General features: G+C 51.6%; 16 protein-coding genes. 7 read left to right on the top strand and 9 right to left on the bottom strand.

The features are described 5' to 3' along the window. Positions 1 to 5: 5 nt before the first annotated feature. A complete protein-coding gene (gene fadE / locus ACQ66Q_RS08000; protein WP_430456308.1) occupies positions 6 to 2468 on the bottom strand; it encodes an acyl-CoA dehydrogenase FadE in 2463 nt (820 codons plus the stop codon). A gap of 225 nt (positions 2469 to 2693) precedes the next feature. Here fadE and ACQ66Q_RS07995 point away from each other — a divergent pair, with 225 nt between their 5' ends. After that, positions 2694 to 3467: a class II glutamine amidotransferase gene (locus tag ACQ66Q_RS07995; protein ID WP_430456307.1), complete on the top strand. Its 774-nt coding sequence runs from the start codon at positions 2694 to 2696 to the stop codon at positions 3465 to 3467. A gap of 21 nt (positions 3468 to 3488) precedes the next feature. On the opposite strand, the gene ACQ66Q_RS07990 is transcribed toward ACQ66Q_RS07995, so the two are convergent. From ACQ66Q_RS07990 to ACQ66Q_RS07955, 8 genes are all read right to left on the bottom strand, one after another. Beyond that, entirely contained in the window at positions 3489 to 4259 is a 771-nt protein-coding gene (locus ACQ66Q_RS07990) for a DUF3108 domain-containing protein (protein ID WP_430456306.1), read from the bottom strand. Next, positions 4246 to 4890 carry a phosphoribosylglycinamide formyltransferase gene (gene purN / locus ACQ66Q_RS07985; RefSeq protein ID WP_430456305.1) on the bottom strand — a complete coding sequence of 215 codons (645 nt, stop codon included), beginning with the start codon at positions 4888 to 4890 and terminating at the stop codon, positions 4246 to 4248. The genes ACQ66Q_RS07990 and purN overlap by 14 nt, the downstream gene beginning before the upstream one ends. Positions 4891 to 4892: 2 nt before the next feature. Then, positions 4893 to 5945, bottom strand: coding sequence for a phosphoribosylformylglycinamidine cyclo-ligase (gene purM, locus ACQ66Q_RS07980; protein ID WP_430456304.1), 1053 nt, complete (start codon positions 5943 to 5945; stop codon positions 4893 to 4895). A gap of 126 nt (positions 5946 to 6071) precedes the next feature. Next, on the bottom strand, positions 6072 to 6479 hold the full coding sequence (locus ACQ66Q_RS07975; RefSeq protein WP_430456303.1) for a hypothetical protein: 408 nt from the start codon (positions 6477 to 6479) through the stop codon (positions 6072 to 6074). Positions 6480 to 6481: 2 nt separating this feature from the next. Then, positions 6482 to 7384: a LysR family transcriptional regulator gene (locus tag ACQ66Q_RS07970; protein ID WP_430456302.1), complete on the bottom strand. Its 903-nt coding sequence runs from the start codon at positions 7382 to 7384 to the stop codon at positions 6482 to 6484. Positions 7385 to 7401: 17 nt separating this feature from the next. Continuing rightward, positions 7402 to 8367: a tRNA 5-methoxyuridine(34)/uridine 5-oxyacetic acid(34) synthase CmoB gene (cmoB, locus tag ACQ66Q_RS07965; RefSeq protein WP_430456301.1), complete on the bottom strand. Its 966-nt coding sequence runs from the start codon at positions 8365 to 8367 to the stop codon at positions 7402 to 7404. Next, positions 8354 to 9115 (bottom strand): carboxy-S-adenosyl-L-methionine synthase CmoA, encoded by a 762-nt coding sequence (cmoA, locus tag ACQ66Q_RS07960; RefSeq protein ID WP_430456300.1) that lies wholly within the window; start codon positions 9113 to 9115, stop codon positions 8354 to 8356. Before cmoA ends, cmoB begins: the two co-directional genes overlap by 14 nt. 70 nt (positions 9116 to 9185) lie before the next feature. After that, positions 9186 to 10025, bottom strand: a complete 840-nt coding sequence (locus ACQ66Q_RS07955; protein ID WP_430456299.1) for a DUF72 domain-containing protein — start codon at positions 10023 to 10025, stop codon at positions 9186 to 9188. A 98-nt stretch (positions 10026 to 10123) separates the two neighbouring features. Here ACQ66Q_RS07955 and ACQ66Q_RS07950 point away from each other — a divergent pair, with 98 nt between their 5' ends. From ACQ66Q_RS07950 to ruvB, 6 genes are all read left to right on the top strand, one after another. Further along, a complete protein-coding gene (locus tag ACQ66Q_RS07950) occupies positions 10124 to 12913 on the top strand; it encodes a transporter substrate-binding domain-containing protein (RefSeq protein WP_430456298.1) in 2790 nt (929 codons plus the stop codon). 133 nt (positions 12914 to 13046) lie between these two features. Next, complete coding sequence (aspS, locus tag ACQ66Q_RS07945; protein WP_430456297.1) at positions 13047 to 14828, top strand: aspartate--tRNA ligase; 1782 nt, start codon at positions 13047 to 13049, stop codon at positions 14826 to 14828. A gap of 114 nt (positions 14829 to 14942) precedes the next feature. Next, entirely contained in the window at positions 14943 to 15686 is a 744-nt protein-coding gene (locus ACQ66Q_RS07940) for a YebC/PmpR family DNA-binding transcriptional regulator (protein WP_377248476.1), read from the top strand. Continuing rightward, positions 15686 to 16207 carry a crossover junction endodeoxyribonuclease RuvC gene (gene ruvC, locus ACQ66Q_RS07935; RefSeq protein WP_377247962.1) on the top strand — a complete coding sequence of 174 codons (522 nt, stop codon included), beginning with the start codon at positions 15686 to 15688 and terminating at the stop codon, positions 16205 to 16207. Before ACQ66Q_RS07940 ends, ruvC begins: the two co-directional genes overlap by 1 nt. 47 nt (positions 16208 to 16254) lie before the next feature. Continuing rightward, entirely contained in the window at positions 16255 to 16878 is a 624-nt protein-coding gene (gene ruvA / locus ACQ66Q_RS07930; protein ID WP_430456296.1) for a Holliday junction branch migration protein RuvA, read from the top strand. A gap of 15 nt (positions 16879 to 16893) precedes the next feature. After that, complete coding sequence (gene ruvB, locus ACQ66Q_RS07925; RefSeq protein ID WP_430458543.1) at positions 16894 to 17907, top strand: Holliday junction branch migration DNA helicase RuvB; 1014 nt, start codon at positions 16894 to 16896, stop codon at positions 17905 to 17907. Positions 17908 to 18367 lie beyond the last annotated feature (460 nt).

The raw sequence follows: 18367 nt of genomic DNA, 5'->3' as shown, positions 1-18367 counted from the left end.
CGGGATTAAGCGGCTTGTACCGCAGCTTTAGCGTCTGACTCTAACAGCGACTTATCCGCCATCATGTCAATCGGGTCAAAATCATCGACATTGATGGTTTTTAACCGGCCCACTTCGGCCACACGCAGCTTCTCGGCTTCTGCCTGGCTCAGCACACCAAGGCTCAAGCCTAATTCCGCCACTTCATTTAAGCGATAGAATGGCAGCTTTTTATTCGCCGCGTGCATCACTTTATCAAACAGCGGTTCGGCTGCCAGAATATCCGTCAGTGCTTTTTCCAGCTGACCCAACAGGTTGTTAGGTTCATCGGTCAGATACAGATGGGTTCCCAGCCGTGAACGCGCTTCGCATGGTGTTTGCATGATGCGGGCGACCTGATGTTCCACCTGATCACTCGGACGACGTAATGAACGGCCAAACGGGAATACCACGCGTTTAAACAAGATACCCACAGCGCGGTTCGGGAAGTTGTCGAACAACTCATCCAGTGCCAGCTGGGCACGGTACAGGTTGTCTTCACAGCCCCATTGCACCAGTGGCAGATCCTGCACCTGACGGCCTTCATCGTTGTAACGCTTCAGGATAGATGAAGTGATATACAACATACTCAGAATGTCACCAAGACGCGCTGAGATCCGCTCACGGCGTTTTAAATCACCGCCAAGCGTAGCCATCGCGATATCAGACATCAGCGCTAATGCTGAGCTGAAACGGTTCATTTGTTTATAGTATTTTGCCGTTTCATCCTGCACCGGTGCATGGCTGAAGGCACTGTTGGTCAGCGACAGCCAGAATGTCCGGAAGAAATTGCTGATACTAAAGCCGATATGACCAAACAAAGCACGGTCAAATGCGGTGACTGCTGCACGTTCATCTTCCAGCTGTGCGGCCTGCAGTTCAGCCAGCACATAAGGATGGCAACGGATCGCACCCTGACCATAAATGATCATGTTGCGGGTCAGAATGTTGGCACCTTCAACCGTAATAGCCACCGGTGCGCCCTGATATCCACGCGCCAGATAGTTATTAGGCCCCATACAGATGCCTTTGCCGCCGTGCACATCCATCGCATCGATGATGGCCTGACGCATCCGCTCGGTCATATGGTATTTCGTGATGGCAGAGATCACTGATGGCTTTTCGCCAAGGTCGATAGAACCAACAGACATCGTTGTCGAGGCATCAGACATGTAGGCATAACCGCCAATCCGCGCCATGATTTCTTCCACGCCTTCCATTTTACCGATCGGTAATTTGAACTGACGACGGATGCGGGCATAAGCGCCGGTTGCCAGAGCAACGGACTTGATACCACCGGTACTGTTTGACGGCAGGGTGATAGCACGGCCCACAGACAGACATTCAACCAGCATACGCCAGCCCTGACCAGCCATGGCAGGACCACCAATGATGTAATCGAGCGGTACAAACACATCTTGTCCCTGCGTTGGCCCGTTCTGGAACGGGACGTTTAATGGGAAGTGACGACGGCCGATCTTCACGCCTGCTGTGCTGACCGGGATCAAGGCACAAGTGATGCCTAAATCTTCTTTGTCACCGAGCAGATTATCCGGGTCCTGCAGTTTAAACGCGAGGCCCAACACTGTCGCGATAGGCGCCAGCGTGATATAGCGTTTGTTCCAGGTCAGGCGCATCCCGACGATTTCTTTGCCTTCCCATTCACCTTTACAGACCACGCCGAAATCCGGAATAGCACCGGCATCAGAGCCAGCTTCTGGTGATGTTAATGCGAAACAAGGGACTTCCAGACCTTTGGCCAGACGCGGCAGGTAATAATCCTGCTGCTCTTTGGTGCCATAGTGCTGCAGTAATTCACCGGGGCCTAACGAGTTTGGCACGCCGACTGTACTCGACAGGACCATGCTCTTACTGGTTAGTTTCTGCAGCACACAAGATTGCGCGTATGCAGAGAACTCAAGGCCACCATATTGTTTTTTGATGATCATGGCGAAGAAGCCCTGATCTTTTAAGTAGGCATAGACTTCCGGCGACAAATCAGTACGCTCATGCGTGACATGCCAGTCGTCCACCATCCGTAGAACGGTTTCAACCGGGCCATCGAGGAAGGCTTGCTCTTCCGCGCTTAAGCGTGGTTTTGGGAAATTGTGTAATTTGTGCCAGTCCGGGTTGCCACGGAACAAGTCGCCTTCCCACCAGGTGGTCCCGGCGTCGATCGCTTCTTTTTCGGTGGTGGACATTTCCGGCATGATTTTACGGTACAGTTTCAGCAGAGGCTTGGTGATGTGCTGCTGACGAATACTGGCGATATTCAGTGGTAACGCAACTGCGGCAAACAAGATCCAGCCGACCAGACCGACTGTGCCAAAGAAGCTGCCGAGGACTAACAAACCACCGATTGCTGCGGTAAACAGCGTCAGACTGGCTCTGTGGTAGGCGAGAATGCCAACCAGCACCAGCAGTAAAGCGATAAATACGAGTAATTCCATCTTGTTCTCCTGATAAGAGGTCTGACCACTAACAGCGATAGGGTATAAGTCTTAAAGGCAAGTTGCAAGTAGTTCCTGAGCAAGCAGATGCAGTTCCCGTCAAGTGTAGCTGAACAACTGTACAGTTTTGTGGATAACACTTTGGTTATACCGCAGAACTATCTCGCACTGGTCAGATGCAGATTGCGCTGATAGGCTGGCAGCACATCGATTTGGAAGGTTTTTATGTGTGAATTGTTAGGCATGTCGGCCAACGTACCGACCGATATTTGTTTTAGTTTTAAAGGGCTGCGTGAGCGGGGTGGCAACACTGGCCCGCACAAAGACGGCTGGGGTATCGCTTTTTATCAGGGCAAAGGCGTGTCGACTTTTAAAGATGCGGCGGCCAGTCATCATTCCCGCGTGGCGGAGCTCATCACTGATTATCCGATTAAAAGTAATGTAGTGGTCGCACATGTGCGGCAAGCTAATCGGGGGCGGGTGGCGCTGGAGAATACTCATCCTTTTACCCGCGAGCTATGGGGACGTTACTGGACCTACGCGCATAACGGTCAGCTCAGCGACTATAAACAGTTAGCGTGCGGCCAGTTTCAGCCAGTCGGCACCACTGACAGTGAACGGGCTTTCTGTTTTATTTTATCCGCTTTGGCAGAGAAGTATCCGCAGGGGCCAAAAAGCCGGCCGCTGCTGTTTGCTTTTGTAAAGAAGCTCTGTGATGGGCTGCGTCAACAAGGTGTGTTTAATTTATTGCTGTCTGACGGCGATTATCTGTTTTGTTATTGCAGCACTAAATTGCATCACATCACCCGGCGGGCACCCTTTGGTCTGGCCCGTTTATCGGATGTTGATGTTGATATCGATTTTACGCGGGAAACCACAGAGCGGGATGTGGTCACGATAGTGGCAACCATGCCGCTGACCTGCAACGAAGCCTGGCAAGCCATGACTGCCGGGGAAGCTATCTTATGGAAAGCAGGGGAGATGGTGCGCCGGTTTTAACCGGCGACCTGGCCATCCAGATTATTGACTGAACTGGTAACTTTGTAGCTGAACGTCAAATTGTTCAACTTTATCTTCGGCTTGCCACAGTTTGACGAGCAGATAATCCAGCTCAGGCGCAACCCAGGCGACAACCTGTTTATCCAGATTTTTGCCAACCCGTTCTACTCGGATGGTTTTGATTTTGCCTGCAGGTAGCGTCAACAACTCTTCGCCGGTGACTTTGTACTGGTAGCTGCGCGAGTCGCCATGTCTAGTCAACACATCAAAGCTGAATTCGGTTTTCCCTGCAGCCAGCTCGAGCACCAGCTGACTGTGATAACTCAGCTGATCCAACCATTGTTCGTTCCACTCGACAGTTTTAGGCGCTTTTTCTTTGCCGGTCAGTAATTCATGCTTGCTCCAGTCCAGATTCAACTCATAGTGACGACCCGGACCGGTACCCCAGCGTTTCAACTGATAAAAAAATGGCTGCAGCCGGCCATCTTTGAACACAAAGCGCGAACGTTCGTGGCGTTCATCTTTGAAGATCAACCAAGTGATATTGCTTTTATAACCCAGTTCAAAACCTTGCCCCCAGGGTTTGAGATAGCGCTCAGCATCGCCATGCACTTTGCCGGAGCGAAGCACCTGATACTTGGCAGTAAAAGGTTTCAGGCCGGCGGTTACAGTGGTGGCGGCTGCCGGCTGTGCAGCCGGCGTGACTACCGGGACTTGTTGAGCCATGGCTGGTGTCAGCAGGCTCAGGCAAAAAAATGACGCCAGAAGGCGCCATTGTTTATTCATCATCATCAGCATATCCATGCGGTGAAAGGATCTGGCCGTCCAACAATGCCTTATCGGCTTGTTGTTGTAAACGGTCCTGGCAAAACCAACGCACCACTAAAGGGTAGATCCGGTGTTCCTGTTCATGCACACGTGCAGCTACGCCAGCAGCGTCATCCTCCGGAAATACCGGTACTTTGGCCTGTAGCGCCACCGGACCGCCATCGAGTTCAGCAGTGACAAAATGCACGCTGCAACCGTGTACAGTATCACCGGCGTCGATGGCCCGTTGATGCGTATTCAGCCCCTGATATTTGGGTAACAACGACGGATGAATATTCAGTAACCGGCCGCTGTAATGCGCGACAAATTCTGGCGTCAGAATTCGCATGAAACCGGCCAGCACGACCAAATCAGGTTGATGCTGGTCAATGGTCTGGCACAGCGCCGCATCATAACTGGCGCGGTCTGCGAATTGTTTGTGGTCCAGCACCAGTGCCGGCACACCGGCATCAGTTGCCCGCGTCAGGCCAAACACATCTGCTTTATTGCTGATGACGGCGCTGACACGACCGGCAATAAAGCCGGCCTTGCAGGCATCGAGGATCGCTTGCAGATTAGAGCCGCTGCCCGAAATGAGCACAACGATGGATTTCATCGTTATGCGTTCACACCAGGGATCACGACTTGCGCATCACCACTGACGGCAGACTGGATTTCACCGATATGCCAGGCTTTCTCGCCGGCTTGTTGCAGCAATTCCAGAGCTTTGTTCAGGTTATCCGGGCTCACCACCACGATCATACCGACACCGCAGTTAAACGTCCGGTACATCTCATAACGGGTCACGTTACCTTGTTGTTGTAACCAGTCGAAAATGGCTGGCCACTGGTAGCTTTGTTCGTTCACGACTGCTTTGGTGTGCTCTGGCAGTACACGCGGGATGTTTTCCCAGAAACCACCGCCAGTGATGTGACACAGCGCGTGTACCGGCAGTTGTTTAATCAGATTCAGCAGGTTTTTCACATAGATGCGGGTAGGCGCTAACAGGTGGTCAGCCAGAGACTTTTCGCCCAGTAATGTTTCAGGAGACTGGCCGCTGACTTCGAGGATCTTACGCACCAATGAGAAACCGTTGGAGTGCGGGCCGGAAGAGGCCAGAGCGATCAGCTGGTCGCCTGGTTTGACCAGGCTACCGTCAATGATCTCGGCTTTTTCCACCACACCGACGCAGAAACCGGCAATGTCATAGTCGTCGCCATGGTACATGCCCGGCATTTCAGCGGTTTCGCCGCCAACCAGGGCACAACCAGACAGCTCACAACCACGGGCAATACCTTCAACCACGGTGGCTGCCGTATCAACGTTCAGCTTGCCAGTTGCATAGTAGTCGAGGAAAAACAGTGGCTCAGCGCCCTGAACCACGATGTCGTTCACACACATGGCCACTAAGTCGATACCGACGCTGTCATGACGGCCTAAGTCCATCGCCAAACGCAGTTTGGTACCAACACCGTCGGTTCCAGAGACTAAAACCGGTTCTTTATAACCGGCTGGGATTTGACACATAGCGCCAAAACCACCGAGGCCACCAATCACTTCTTTACGGGTAGTGCGCTTCACCGCACCCTTGATACGATCGACCAGCGCTTCACCGGCATCAATATCGACCCCTGCGTCTTTGTAACTTAATGAAGTTTTTTGTTCGCTCACGGTTATCCTCGATGGCTTGGTTAAATGGGGATAAAAAAACGCGCGCATTTTACCTTGTTTGCCGGCAAGACAAAAGGTTTAATCCGCGCGCGCCGGTACAGGACTGAGCAGTAGCGCTCAGCGTGGTCATTGCATGGCGTTGCTGATTGCCTGGCGTATGTAATCGTTGACGCTTAAATCAGGATTTTTTGTGACCTTGTGATAGACCAATGAGGCCAGCGGAAATTCTTTGCCATTGTAGTTCAGACTGACATAAGGCGCGGTTTCATCGCCGGTCTGATGCAGCCATTGGCCACCCACCACGGATATAAAAACCTGACCCAGATAGGCGCCAAAAATATTACACAGCGCAAACATATGCGCATCTGACATCCGCTGTTTTTGTTGCTGATGGGCGACGCTGCTCAGCAGTACATCGACCAGAGGCAAGGATTCAAGGCTAAGATCAAGTGTAACCTGATGATCTTCCAGAGCATAAGACACTGCATCTTTTGCACTTTGTAACATCAGTTCGGAAAGTTCGGTTGGTTTCATCTTCAGTGTCCTGTTTTGCCATGGGCCGCCAGAATGATCTGGCGCAGTTGCCGGCCACCCGGGCCTAATTTGTCTTCTTTGGGGATCACCAGCGACAGCGGAATTTGCCGCTCTGTGCTTTGTTTCAGTTGCAGTCGGACTAACACGCCGTCCTGCAACGCTTGCTGTACGATAAAATCTGGCAGCCAGCAAAAACCTAAACCGCGTTGCAGGATCACCATGGCTTCATAAAAATTGCCAACGGTCCAGCGTTGTTCCGCTTTGAGCCAGCCGGCATTCTCCGCCGGTTTTTGTCCGGTATCGCGGATCACGATTTGTAAATGCTGGCTCAACTCATCCGCATCCAGTGCATCAATCTGCGTCAGCGGATGCTCCGGCGCGCACACCAGCACCATTTGTGTGATGCATAACGGCTCACTCAGGTAACCGCGCGGGACAATCGGCGTTGCAGCGATGACTAAATCTGCTTTGGCCTCGAGGATCATTTCGGCGCTGCCTGTGATCACGGTATCGATGATTTGGATCCGGCTGCCACGACTGAGTGGATAAAATTGCGACAACGCCTGATACAGCTTGTCGCGCGGGTAGATAATCTCGACCGCCAGACGCAGCTCTGGCTCCCAGCCCATGTCAATATTGGCGGCCAGCAATTCCAGATCTTCAATTTGTTGCGTCAGCAAACGGGAGCGGCGTAACATCACTTCGCCGGCGGCGGTCAGAAATGCTTTGCGTCCAACCACATGTAACAGTTCCACACCTAGCTGGTTTTGCAGCTTTGCCACGGCATGGTTCAGGCTGGACTGGCTTTTATTCAGTAACTCTGCTGCTTGTGCGTAACCACCAGCATCAACCACTGCCTGCAGGATCCGCCATTGCTCCAATGTCGATTTCGGCCGGTACGGCATAAAATTCCTCTGACAGATCAGGCGGTTGCTACAATTACCGCCCGCAGCGGTGCTGGATAGCCTTCAATGGTCTTACTATGATCAGTCGAGTCGAGAAAATCAACCAGACTTTCATTTTGCATCCAGTCGGTGGCGCGCTGTTCTTCAATACTGGTCTGATTTAAATCGACCACGCGGATGTCGCGAAAACCGACGCGGGACAGCCAGAGTTCAAGTGCTGCCGTGCTTGGAATAAACCAGACATTACGCATTTTGGCGTAACGGTCGGTGGGTACCAGCACCGTCTGCGCATCACCGGGGACGACCAGCGTTTCCAGCACCAGCTGACCACCTGCACGCAGCTGGTTCTTCAGCTGCTGCAGGAAATCCAGCGGGGAGCGGCGGTGATACAACACTCCCATCGAAAACACCGTATCGAAGCTCTTCAATTCCGGCATGTCATCAATGCCGATGGGCAATAAATGCACCGCCGGATCCGGATAAAAATGTTTGATCGCCTGGAACTGACAAAAAAACAGTTGGCTTGGATCTATACCAACAACCAGCTCCGCGCCCGCACCGCGCATCCGCCACAAGTGATAGCCGCTGCCGCAGCCAACATCCAGCACAGTGCGATGCTGTAACGGCGCCAGGTGGGGCAGAACCCGGTCCCATTTCCAGTCACTGCGCCACTCGGTGTCAATGTGCAGGCCGTGAATGTCAAACGGGCCTTTACGCCATGGCATCAGCTGTTTGAGCAACACTTCCAGGCGCTGACGGGCGCCCTCGGACAGCTCTTCAGCCGCGCCAATCTGCACCGCTGACTGCAGGTTTACTTGTTCGGTTTGTGTTTTTGGCAGGTGATCCAACACTTTTTGCCATTGCTTAAAGTCACCATGCAGGGCTTCTTTGTACCAGTGGCTGAGCTGTGCCGGCAGCACATTGAGCCAGGGCGCCAGTTTGCTGTTGGCGATCAAGGCATAAAAATCATTAAACATTTGCATCGGCAGTACCTTGTTTGATCGCAACCATCGAGCAGAAATTGAAACATTGGAACCAAACGGTCGCGCTGACAAAACCTGCCGCCGCAAAACGTTGCTGATGTTGTGCCAGCGTGTCTGGCCGCATCACGTTTTCCAACGCGGTGCGTTTCTGACTGATCTCCAATTCGGAATAACCATTGGCACGTTTAAAATCGTGGTGCAGGTCAATCAGCAAGTCGTGCGTTACAGCGTCGTCAAACACCACTTTTTCGGACAGGATGAAAATGCCGCCAGGTTTCAACCCCTGATAAATGCGGGCAACCAGTGCATCCCGGTCCGCCTTTGGCAAAAATTGCAGCGTAAAATTACTGACAACCATGGCGGCATTGTCGATAGCCAAATTGCGGATATCCCCCAGCTGAACTTCCAATGGCACATCGCTGCGAAAAGCGTGTAAATGCATGCGACAGCGCTCAACCATCGCCGGGCTGTTATCGACCGCAATGATTTTACTGCTGCTGTCGCTGAGCTGCCGACGCATCGCTAAACTTGCAGCACCAAGTGAGCAGCCCAAGTCGTAATAATGGCTGTTGGCTTGCTGGTAACGCTGCGTCAGTTTACCGATGGTCTGAATAATGGTCTGATATCCAGGGACTGAGCGCTGGATCATGTCCGGAAAGACTTCGACGACATCAGCGTCGAAACAGAAGTCCTGCACCTGAGCCAATGGCTCAGCGTAAATTGCATCTTTTTGTATCATGTTTTGCATCACAACGCGGGATAAAAGCTGGCGAAATCAGCGGTCATAGTAGCAAAAAGCCGGTCGCTTGGGCACAACTTCAGAACAGGCTATTTTGGCTTGGGGCCAGATCTCCGGGCCACGGACGGAGCACTGGATGGTCTTCGCCACATAATTCAAACAATTCCCGGGCAAACTGCCGCGCCAACAATGGCGCACTGATATTGTCTTCGGTATGAAAAAATGCATAAGGTGTGCGGCCTTCATCGAGCCACTGTGCCATTTTATGCAGCCAAGGCTGATAAAAAGGCCGGTTGGCTGCCAGATTTGATACCCCAATAAAACGAAACATCGGGCCGTGCCCCAGCGCGCAAACGTGCACAGGGAGCCGTGGTTTTTTCTGCTGCGCATCCTGTAGCGCTGCACTCAGAGGTGCCTGCGCAAATAAAGCTCGACTGTCGAGAATGACCCGTTCGCACTCAGTTTGCCGTAACAACTGATGAAGCTGCTGTTCGGCGTCACCTTTGGTAAACAGCGCGGGATGTCTTACTTCAACGGCGACCGGACTGAACGACCGCAGCTGCTGCAACAAAGACGGAAAATCAGCATCGGCGGTTGCCAGATAATGGGCAGAGAGTTGTAAATGACACAAGCCGATTTGAGCACGCAGTGGCTGCAATAAGTCCAGCCATTGTGCCAGCGCAGCAGCACGTTCTGTGCCTCGCAGGCGGTGACTGATTTGTTGCGGCACTTTCAATGTGAAACGAAAACCCGCATCAGCATTTGCCTGCCAGCGTAAAACCGTGGCGGCTGAAGGATCGGCATAGAATGTGGTATTGCCTTCTACTGCATTGAAATATCGGCTGTATTGGGCTAAAAAGTCTGAAGCGGGACAACCGGCATCAAACAGGCTGCCGCGCCATTGATCGTTTGCCCACATCGGGCAACCCAGATAATACATAATAACAAGTCCGGCCTGGCTCACAGCGCCTGATGTTCAGAGAGTGCAATTTGAAGCATATCATAACGGTCATTTGTATGTTGTGCAGCCTGTGGACTGTGGCTGCACCGCTGAAAGCTGCAGATCCGGCGCTGGCATCCGGGCGGCTGGTTGTTGGCACCAACGACGATATTTACCCTTATGTCTACTCTGACAATCAACAGAAACCGGTTGGTCTCGTAATCGATTTGTGGAATCAGCTGGCAAATACCGCCGGTTTAACACTGGAGATCCGCGTGTTGCCCCGGGTCCAGCTCGCCACAGCGCTGGCTAATGGTGATATCGATGTCGTGGCAGGCTTGAGCCGTAACCCAGAACGTGAACAACAATATTTACTGGGACCGACGCTGGTCAACGTCTATAGCAACGTGTTTGTCCATCGGGACCTGAATAATGTTAATCAGTTACAGCAGCTGAAACCTTATCTGATTGGCGCTTTGCAGCAATCAGCCAATAGTGTCTCGTTGCAACAGGCGGTGCCGGGTCTGATAGTCCGTGAGTTTGCATTACAGGATGATTTATACAACGCCGCACTCAATGGAGAGCTGCGCGCTTTTACCGCGCAAGACCGCTTAAGTCCGCGTTTTGATCGGATTAAAGAGCTCCAGGAACAATTCCCGTTATTTCGCAAACTGCCGCTGCAAAAAATCGAACTGACGTATGCTATTTTGCGCAACCGACCTGAGCTGTCAGCGCATCTCGGCCAAGCGTATGCAGCGTTACCTGAAGGTTTTGTCGAAAAACTGGAGCGGCGCTGGCTCAGCGGCATCAGTGACGAAAATACCGTGCTGGTGGCAATGGCAGAAGGTAATCCGCCGCTGATGAATGTGACACCGAATGGATTGCCGCAGGGCTTGTTGGTTGATCTGTGGCAACTTTGGTCGGATCAAACGGGGATCCCGATTGCCATGGTCCCTGAGACCACGACGGAAGGTATAAAAACGCTGCGACAAGGCCGGGTCGATGCGCATATGGGGTTCCCGGTTGCAGGCAAAACTCCAGAAGGTGTCCGGCAGGTCTGGCCGGTCTATCGTCTGATGTCATCGTTTTATTACAGTGCAGGCCAGAAGTTCAGCGATATCAAGCAGGTCAATCTGCCCATCGGTGTCTTTGCTGCTGCGTCGTATGTTGAGAAATTACGTCGGGATTATCCGGTACTGCAAATCCGCAGTTTCGAAAAGCTGGAGGAAATGGTTCGGGCTTTTGAACGCAATGAAATCTCGGGTTTTTTTATTTCAGATTTAGTCATGCAACATCGGATCCTGCAAACGAACGCTAATGCCTACAAAAAACTCGAGCAACCACGCTACCAGACTGAACTGCAGGTTCTGGTGTCAGCCGACGACAATAAGTTGGCAGATAAAATCAGGCAGGGATTTCAGGCCATTACGCAAGACCAGCTGGAAGCCATTGAAAAACGCTGGCTGGCACGGCCTGAGACCGGATTTTACAACAGTTTTCGCCAGCAAGTGCCTTTGTCAGCCGAAGCACAGGAATGGCTGAAAAATCATCACAGTATCCGCGTCGGTGTGATGGCGAACTGGCCGCCGATGGAGTTTGTTGATCAGGATGGCGTGTTTAAAGGTGTGACGCAGGACATTCTGACTAAATTAAACCAGCGGCTTGGAACTGAACTGGTCGCGGTGACTTATTTCGATTGGCAGCAGCTGGTACAGGATTTCCTCGATGGCAAACTCGATATGGTTGCCAATATGGCTGATACGCCGGAGCGCAAAAAACAAGCAAATTTCAGTCTGAATTTCTGGCCTTCACAATGGGCCTTGCTGAGTCTCGGGCATACAGCATCAGTTGCATCGATGCGCGAATTAAGTGGCAGCTCAGTCGCTATCGAAAAAGACTACGACATCAATCTGTTACTACAGCAGCAATTCCCTGAGATTAAAATTGTGCCAACGTCACATTATGACGAGAGCCTCGAACTGCTGCAGCAGGGACAAGTCAATTTCGCCATCGACACGCTGATGGTCACCGGCGGCACTTTACGCAAACCAGAATACAGTAATCTGCGCATGCATTTGCCGCCAGACATGCCAGTGACGCCGTCATTGTTTGCCGTGCGTAAAGACTACCCGCAGCTTCTACAGATCATTGATCAGGGCTTGCGGACCCTGTCGGACGCTGACCGCACTGAGATCCGTAACCGCTGGTTCCTGCTGGATTTTGATCCTGATTTGGCGCAGGACCGGGTCTATACGCTGGTGTTACAGGTGGTCGGCGCGGGGATATTACTGTTTGCTGTGGTGTTTTTCTGGAATATGTCATTGCGCCGTGAAGTGGGGTTACGCCGTGACATGGAACAAAAAATGCGGTTTATGGCCACGCACGATGATCTGACGAAGCTCGCCAACCGAGCCTTATTGCAAGAGCGTTTGGAGCAGGCTGTTTTGCAACATGCGCGGCATCAGGAAAAGCTGGCGTTGTTATTCATTGATTTAGATGGCTTTAAAGCGGTCAATGACAGTTTTGGCCACGATGTCGGTGACGAACTACTGACCCGGGTCGCTGCCATGCTGAAATATTGTGTGCGCAAAAGCGACACAGTGGCCCGTTTTGGTGGCGATGAATTTGTCGTGTTATTAACCGGTCTATTAGATCGGGATGATGCGGCGATCGTGGCAGAGAAAATTTTGCTGCAATTAGCCGAACCGGTGCAACTGTCGGTCAGTCAGGCCAAGATAGGCGCCAGTATTGGCATCGCTTTGTATCCGGACGATGGCATCGACAGCAACAGTCTGTTGAAATCGGCAGATAGTCTGATGTACCTGGCCAAACAAAGCGGCAAGGGGCAATACCGATTCAGCCGCTGATGTGCATCGCACACTGTTGTGGCTTTCTGTCCAGATTGGCGATTTGGGGCCGTGACATTGTCGGTCATTTCTATATAATTGGCGCTCATTTTTCCGCTGTAAGCGCAGCTCGACCGGTTTAAAGGATAAGTACATGCGTAGCCATTATTGCGGTGCACTAACCGCGCAACACGTAGGTCAACAGGTTTCATTATGTGGTTGGGTCAATCGTCGCCGTGATTTGGGCGGGTTGATTTTCGTTGATCTGCGTGACCGTGAAGGTCTGGTACAGGTGTTCTTTGATCCGGATCTGACCGAGTTGTTCGCACAGGCCGCTGAATTACGTGCTGAATTTTGCGTAAAAATCGAAGGCAATGTCAGAGCCCGGCCGGATTCTCAGGTCAATGCTGACATGGCAACAGGCGCCGTTGAAGTGTATGCATCAAGCCTGACCATTTTAAATAAATCGCCGGCGTTACCGCTGGACTTTAATCAAAACAATTCTGAAGAGCAGCGGCTGAAATACCGTTATCTTGATTTGCGTCGCCCGTTGATGAGCGACCGCCTGAAGTTCCGTGCCAAGGTCACCAGCTTTGTCCGTAACTTTATGGACAGCCATGGTTTTATGGATATTGAAACACCGATCCTGACCAAAGCCACGCCAGAAGGCGCCCGCGATTATCTGGTGCCAAGCCGCACCCATAAAGGCCAGTTTTTTGCGCTGCCACAATCACCGCAATTGTTTAAACAATTGCTGATGATGGCGGGCATGGACCGTTATTATCAAATCGTTAAATGCTTCCGCGACGAAGATTTACGCGCAGACCGTCAGCCTGAATTCACCCAAATCGATATCGAAACCAGTTTTATGACTGCGGTTGAAGTACGGGCTGTGACTGAAAAAATGGCGCGTCAGCTGTTTAACGAGATGCTGCAGGTGGATCTCGGCGAGTTCCCGCAAATGACTTACAACGAAGCAATGCGTTTGTATGGGTCAGACAAGCCGGATCTGCGTAACCCAATGTCGTTTGTCGACATTGCGGATTTAGTAAAAGATGTTGAATTTAAAGTGTTTTCTGGCCCAGCTAATGACCCAAAAGGCCGGGTAGTCGCACTGAAAGTGCCTGGCGCTGCTGAAAAGGTTTCGCGGAAAGACATTGATGGTTATACCGCTTTTGTCGGTATCTATGGCGCCAAAGGTCTGGCCTGGCTGAAAGTGAACGACATCAATGCCGGCGTAGAGGGTATTCAGTCACCGGTCGCGAAGTTCCTGACTCCGGAAATTATTGCTGAAGTGCTGACACGTACCGGCGCACAAAATGGCGACCTGATTTTCTTCGGTGCCGACCGTTATAAAGTGGTGTGTGAAGCGATGGGTGCATTGCGCCTGAAACTGGGCGAAGAACTTGGCCTGACTGTGCCGGGCTGGCGTCCACTGTGGGTCATCGATTTCCCAATGTTTGAAGAAAACGATGACGGCAGCTTCTCCGCCGTGCATCACCCATTTACCTCGCCACTGGATACAGATGCTTTCCTCAATACGCCAATGGCTGAGTTAGAGCTGGGCAATTTGCTGTCAAATGCCTACGACATGGTATTAAACGGTACTGAACTGGGTGGTGGTTCTGTGCGGATCCATTCTTCAGACGTGCAGGCTAAAGTCTTCCAGTTACTGGGCATCAGCGATGAAGAAGCGGCTGAAAAGTTTGGCTTCCTGCTGGAAGCGCTGCGCTACGGTGCGCCACCGCATGCCGGTCTGGCCTTTGGTCTGGACCGTCTGGTGATGCTGATGACCGGTGCTACCTCTATTCGTGATGTGATGGCGTTCCCGAAAACGGCAACAGCTGCTTGTCCATTAACGGACGCACCAGGATTCGCCAATCCACAACAGCTTGCTGAGCTTAGTGTTCAGGTTGTGATTAAAGAACAGAAATAAGAAGCTGTGAATAAACAGTAAAACGGCGACTTTGGTCGCCGTTTTTATCTGTATCGCCGCGATACATTGATTGTTGGGCCGGAACTTTGTTTTCGGCTGATGAAGGAGACCATGATGGCCGGACATAGTAAATGGGCCAATATGAAGCACCGCAAGGCGCGTCAGGATGCCAAAAAAGTCAAAATATTCACTAAGTTGATCCGCGAATTGACCGTAGCGGCCAAACAAGGCCCGGATCCGGATGGTAATCCGCGTTTACGTACCGCCATCGCTAAGGCTTTAGTGAATAACCTATCGCGTGATGTGATAGATCGCGCGGTCAAACGTGGCGCCGGCGATAGTGACGGTGAGAACTTTGAAGAGCTGGTGTACGAGGGCTATGGCCCGAATGGTGTTGCTATCATCGTCGAAACACTGACCGACAATCACAAAAGAACCGTACAAGATGTGCGAAGTGCATTCACTAAATATGGTGGCAACTTAGGTACCAACGGTTCGGTTTCTTACCTGTTCAGTCGTCAGGGCATGCTGAGTTTTGCTCCCGGCGTCAATGAAGATCAGTTGATGGAGCTTGCACTGGATGCCGGCGCTGATGATGTGGTGATGCATGATGATGGTTCTGCTGAAGTGCTTACTACCCCTGAGGCTTTTGTCGACGTGAAAGAACGCTTAGAACAGGCTGGTTTAGTGGCGGAGCACGCTGAAGTCAGTCTGGTGCCGTCGACCAAAGCCGAAATCGATGCGGATACTGTGGTGAAATTCTTTAAACTGATTGATATGCTTGAAGATTTTGATGACGTACAAAACGTATATCACAACGCCGACATCGCTGATGACGTGCTGGCGCTGGTAGAATAGTGAATATTATTCTGGGGATTGACCCGGGGAGTCGGCTGACTGGTTACGGCGTGATCCGTCAGCACGGCAGCAAATTTGAATACATCGCCAGCGGCTGTATCCGGATGACGCTGACTGAGATGCCGGATCGGCTGAAACAAATCTTTGACGGTGTCAGCCAGATTATTCAGCAAACGAAGCCGACCGTGTTTGCGATAGAGCAGGTTTTTATGGCTCGTAATCCGGATTCAGCGCTGAAACTAGGTCAGGCGCGCGGTGCCGCGATCGTTGCGGCCAAATTTGCCGATCTTGAGGTCTACGAATACTCAGCCCGTCAGGTCAAGCAGTCTGTGGTTGGGACTGGTGCTGCTGCGAAAGAACAGGTGCAGCATATGGTCAGGTCTTTGCTAAAGTTGCCGGCAAACCCGCAGGCGGATGCCGCCGACGCCTTGGCTGTGGCATTGTGCCATGGCCATACGCAACAAAGTTTGATCCATCTGGCCGGCCAGGCCAGCAAGACGGTGCGTGGCCGCTTGCGTTAATGTAACTTAATACAAATCCTTCTAACGAAGTATTCAGGCAGGTATTCATGATTGGGCGGTTACGCGGTGTGGTGCTGGAAAAGCAGGCGCCGGAAATTTTATTGGAAGTGGGCGGTGTCGGTTATGAAGTTCAGTTGCCACTGACCAGTTTTTACAGTCTGCCTGCAACCGGTAAGGAAGCGGTTATTTATACTCATTTTGTCGTGCGCGAAGATGCACAGTTGCTGTACGGTTTCAGTTCGGTCGCCGAGCGCAGTCTGTTTCGGCAGTTGATTAAAGCGAACGGGATTGGTCCGAAAATGGCGCTGACTATTTTATCAGGCCTGACAGCCAGTCAGTTTGTCCGATGCGTGCAGGCCAACGATATCAGCACGTTAGTGAAACTCCCCGGAGTCGGCAAAAAGACAGCCGAACGGCTGTTAGTGGAAATGCGCGACCGGTTAAAAGACTGGGGACTCAATATTGACACTCCGGTCACCGATCACCTGGTGCTGGGCGATGATGAAGTCCAACAATTTGCATTGCAGGACAGTCCAGAGCAGGATGCAGTCGGCGCCTTGCTGAGTCTTGGTTATAGTCAATCTCAAGCCGCTGCGGCGGTTAAAAAAGTATTCAAATCAGAGCTCAGCAGCGAACAGCTGATCAAAGCTGCACTCAAATCAATGATTTAAGAAAAGGCCAGAATGATGATCGAAGCGGATCGCTTAGTAGCGCCGACAGCGCGCATTGAAGAAGAAGTGATAGATCGGGCGATCCGGCCCAAGTCGCTGGCCGATTACACTGGTCAGGATCACGTGCGGGCACAAATGGCGATTTTTATCGAAGCGGCACGGGGCAGGGCAGAGCCCCTGGATCATTTGCTTATTTTCGGTCCACCTGGTTTGGGTAAAACCACGCTGGCGATGATCGTTGCCAATGAAATGGGCGTGAATATCAAACAAACTTCTGGACCTGTGCTGGAAAAAGCTGGCGATTTAGCCGCACTGTTAACCAATCTCGAACCGAATGATGTGTTGTTTATCGATGAGATCCATCGGTTAAGTCCGGTGGTCGAGGAGATCCTTTACCCGGCGATGGAAGACTATCAGCTGGATATCATGATTGGCGAAGGGCCGGCCGCACGTTCGATTAAACTGGATTTGCCACCTTTTACACTGGTGGGTGCCACTACGCGTGCCGGCGCTTTGACCTCACCTCTGCGGGATCGGTTCGGTATCGTGCAGCGGCTGGAGTTTTATAAGACGGCTGAGCTTGCCACTATCGTACAGCGTTCTGCTGATTTTTTGAATTTACCGCTGGATCTGGCCGCAGCGACAGAGATCGCCCGACGTTCACGGGGCACGCCGCGTATTGCCAACCGCTTATTGCGCCGGGTACGCGACTACGCTCAGGTAAAATCGCAAGGCAAAGTCGATGTGGATATCGCCAATCAGGCGCTATTGATGGTCGATGTTGACGCGCATGGCTTTGACTATATGGACCGCAAGCTGATGCTGGCAATCATTGAAAAGTTTATGGGCGGACCTGTCGGTCTCGATAACCTGGCTGCGGCGATCGGGGAAGAAAAGGAAACCATTGAAGATGTCATCGAGCCTTATCTGATCCAGCAAGGCTTTATTCAGCGCACGCCGCGCGGCCGGATTGTGTCCGCGCATGCCTATCGTCATTTTGGTTTTGATCTGCCGAAACAGGACAGCTGAACAGGTTTAGATACGCCGCTGTGACCCCGCTGCGGCAAAGTCTTGCCATTTAATTTGCTGAATTTCAGACAAAAAAAACCCGCTCAGGGAGCGGGCAATGCAACAAGTTGAAGTAAGACTTCAAAAAATCCAGGGAACATGTTGAGCAACCCGGCAGATGGAACATCTACCCAATCGCTCTGTGAACTTCACTACAATCCAAAACCCTCGGTCTGGACCGTTGCGCTAGTGGAGAACACGCTGCGCATTCTAGAGATTTAGAATATTTACTTCAAACTAGAAAAATTGCCTCAATAAATTAGAATAACTAATGCGAATATTCATGCAGAATTCATGAATATTAAGTTGTAATAATTGGAAGTCAAGTATAACGCGTCTTACACGACAAGTTGAAATTGGTAAGACCAATGCTTGCATTAATAAAAGTACTGTTTATGATGTAGGCAGAAATTTACCGCCT

This window comes from Rheinheimera sp. (assembly GCF_965283995.1).
GTDB lineage: Bacteria > Pseudomonadota > Gammaproteobacteria > Enterobacterales > Alteromonadaceae > Pararheinheimera.
Note: the sequence above shows the minus strand (reverse complement) of the source record. Positions and strands in the feature narration are given on the sequence as shown.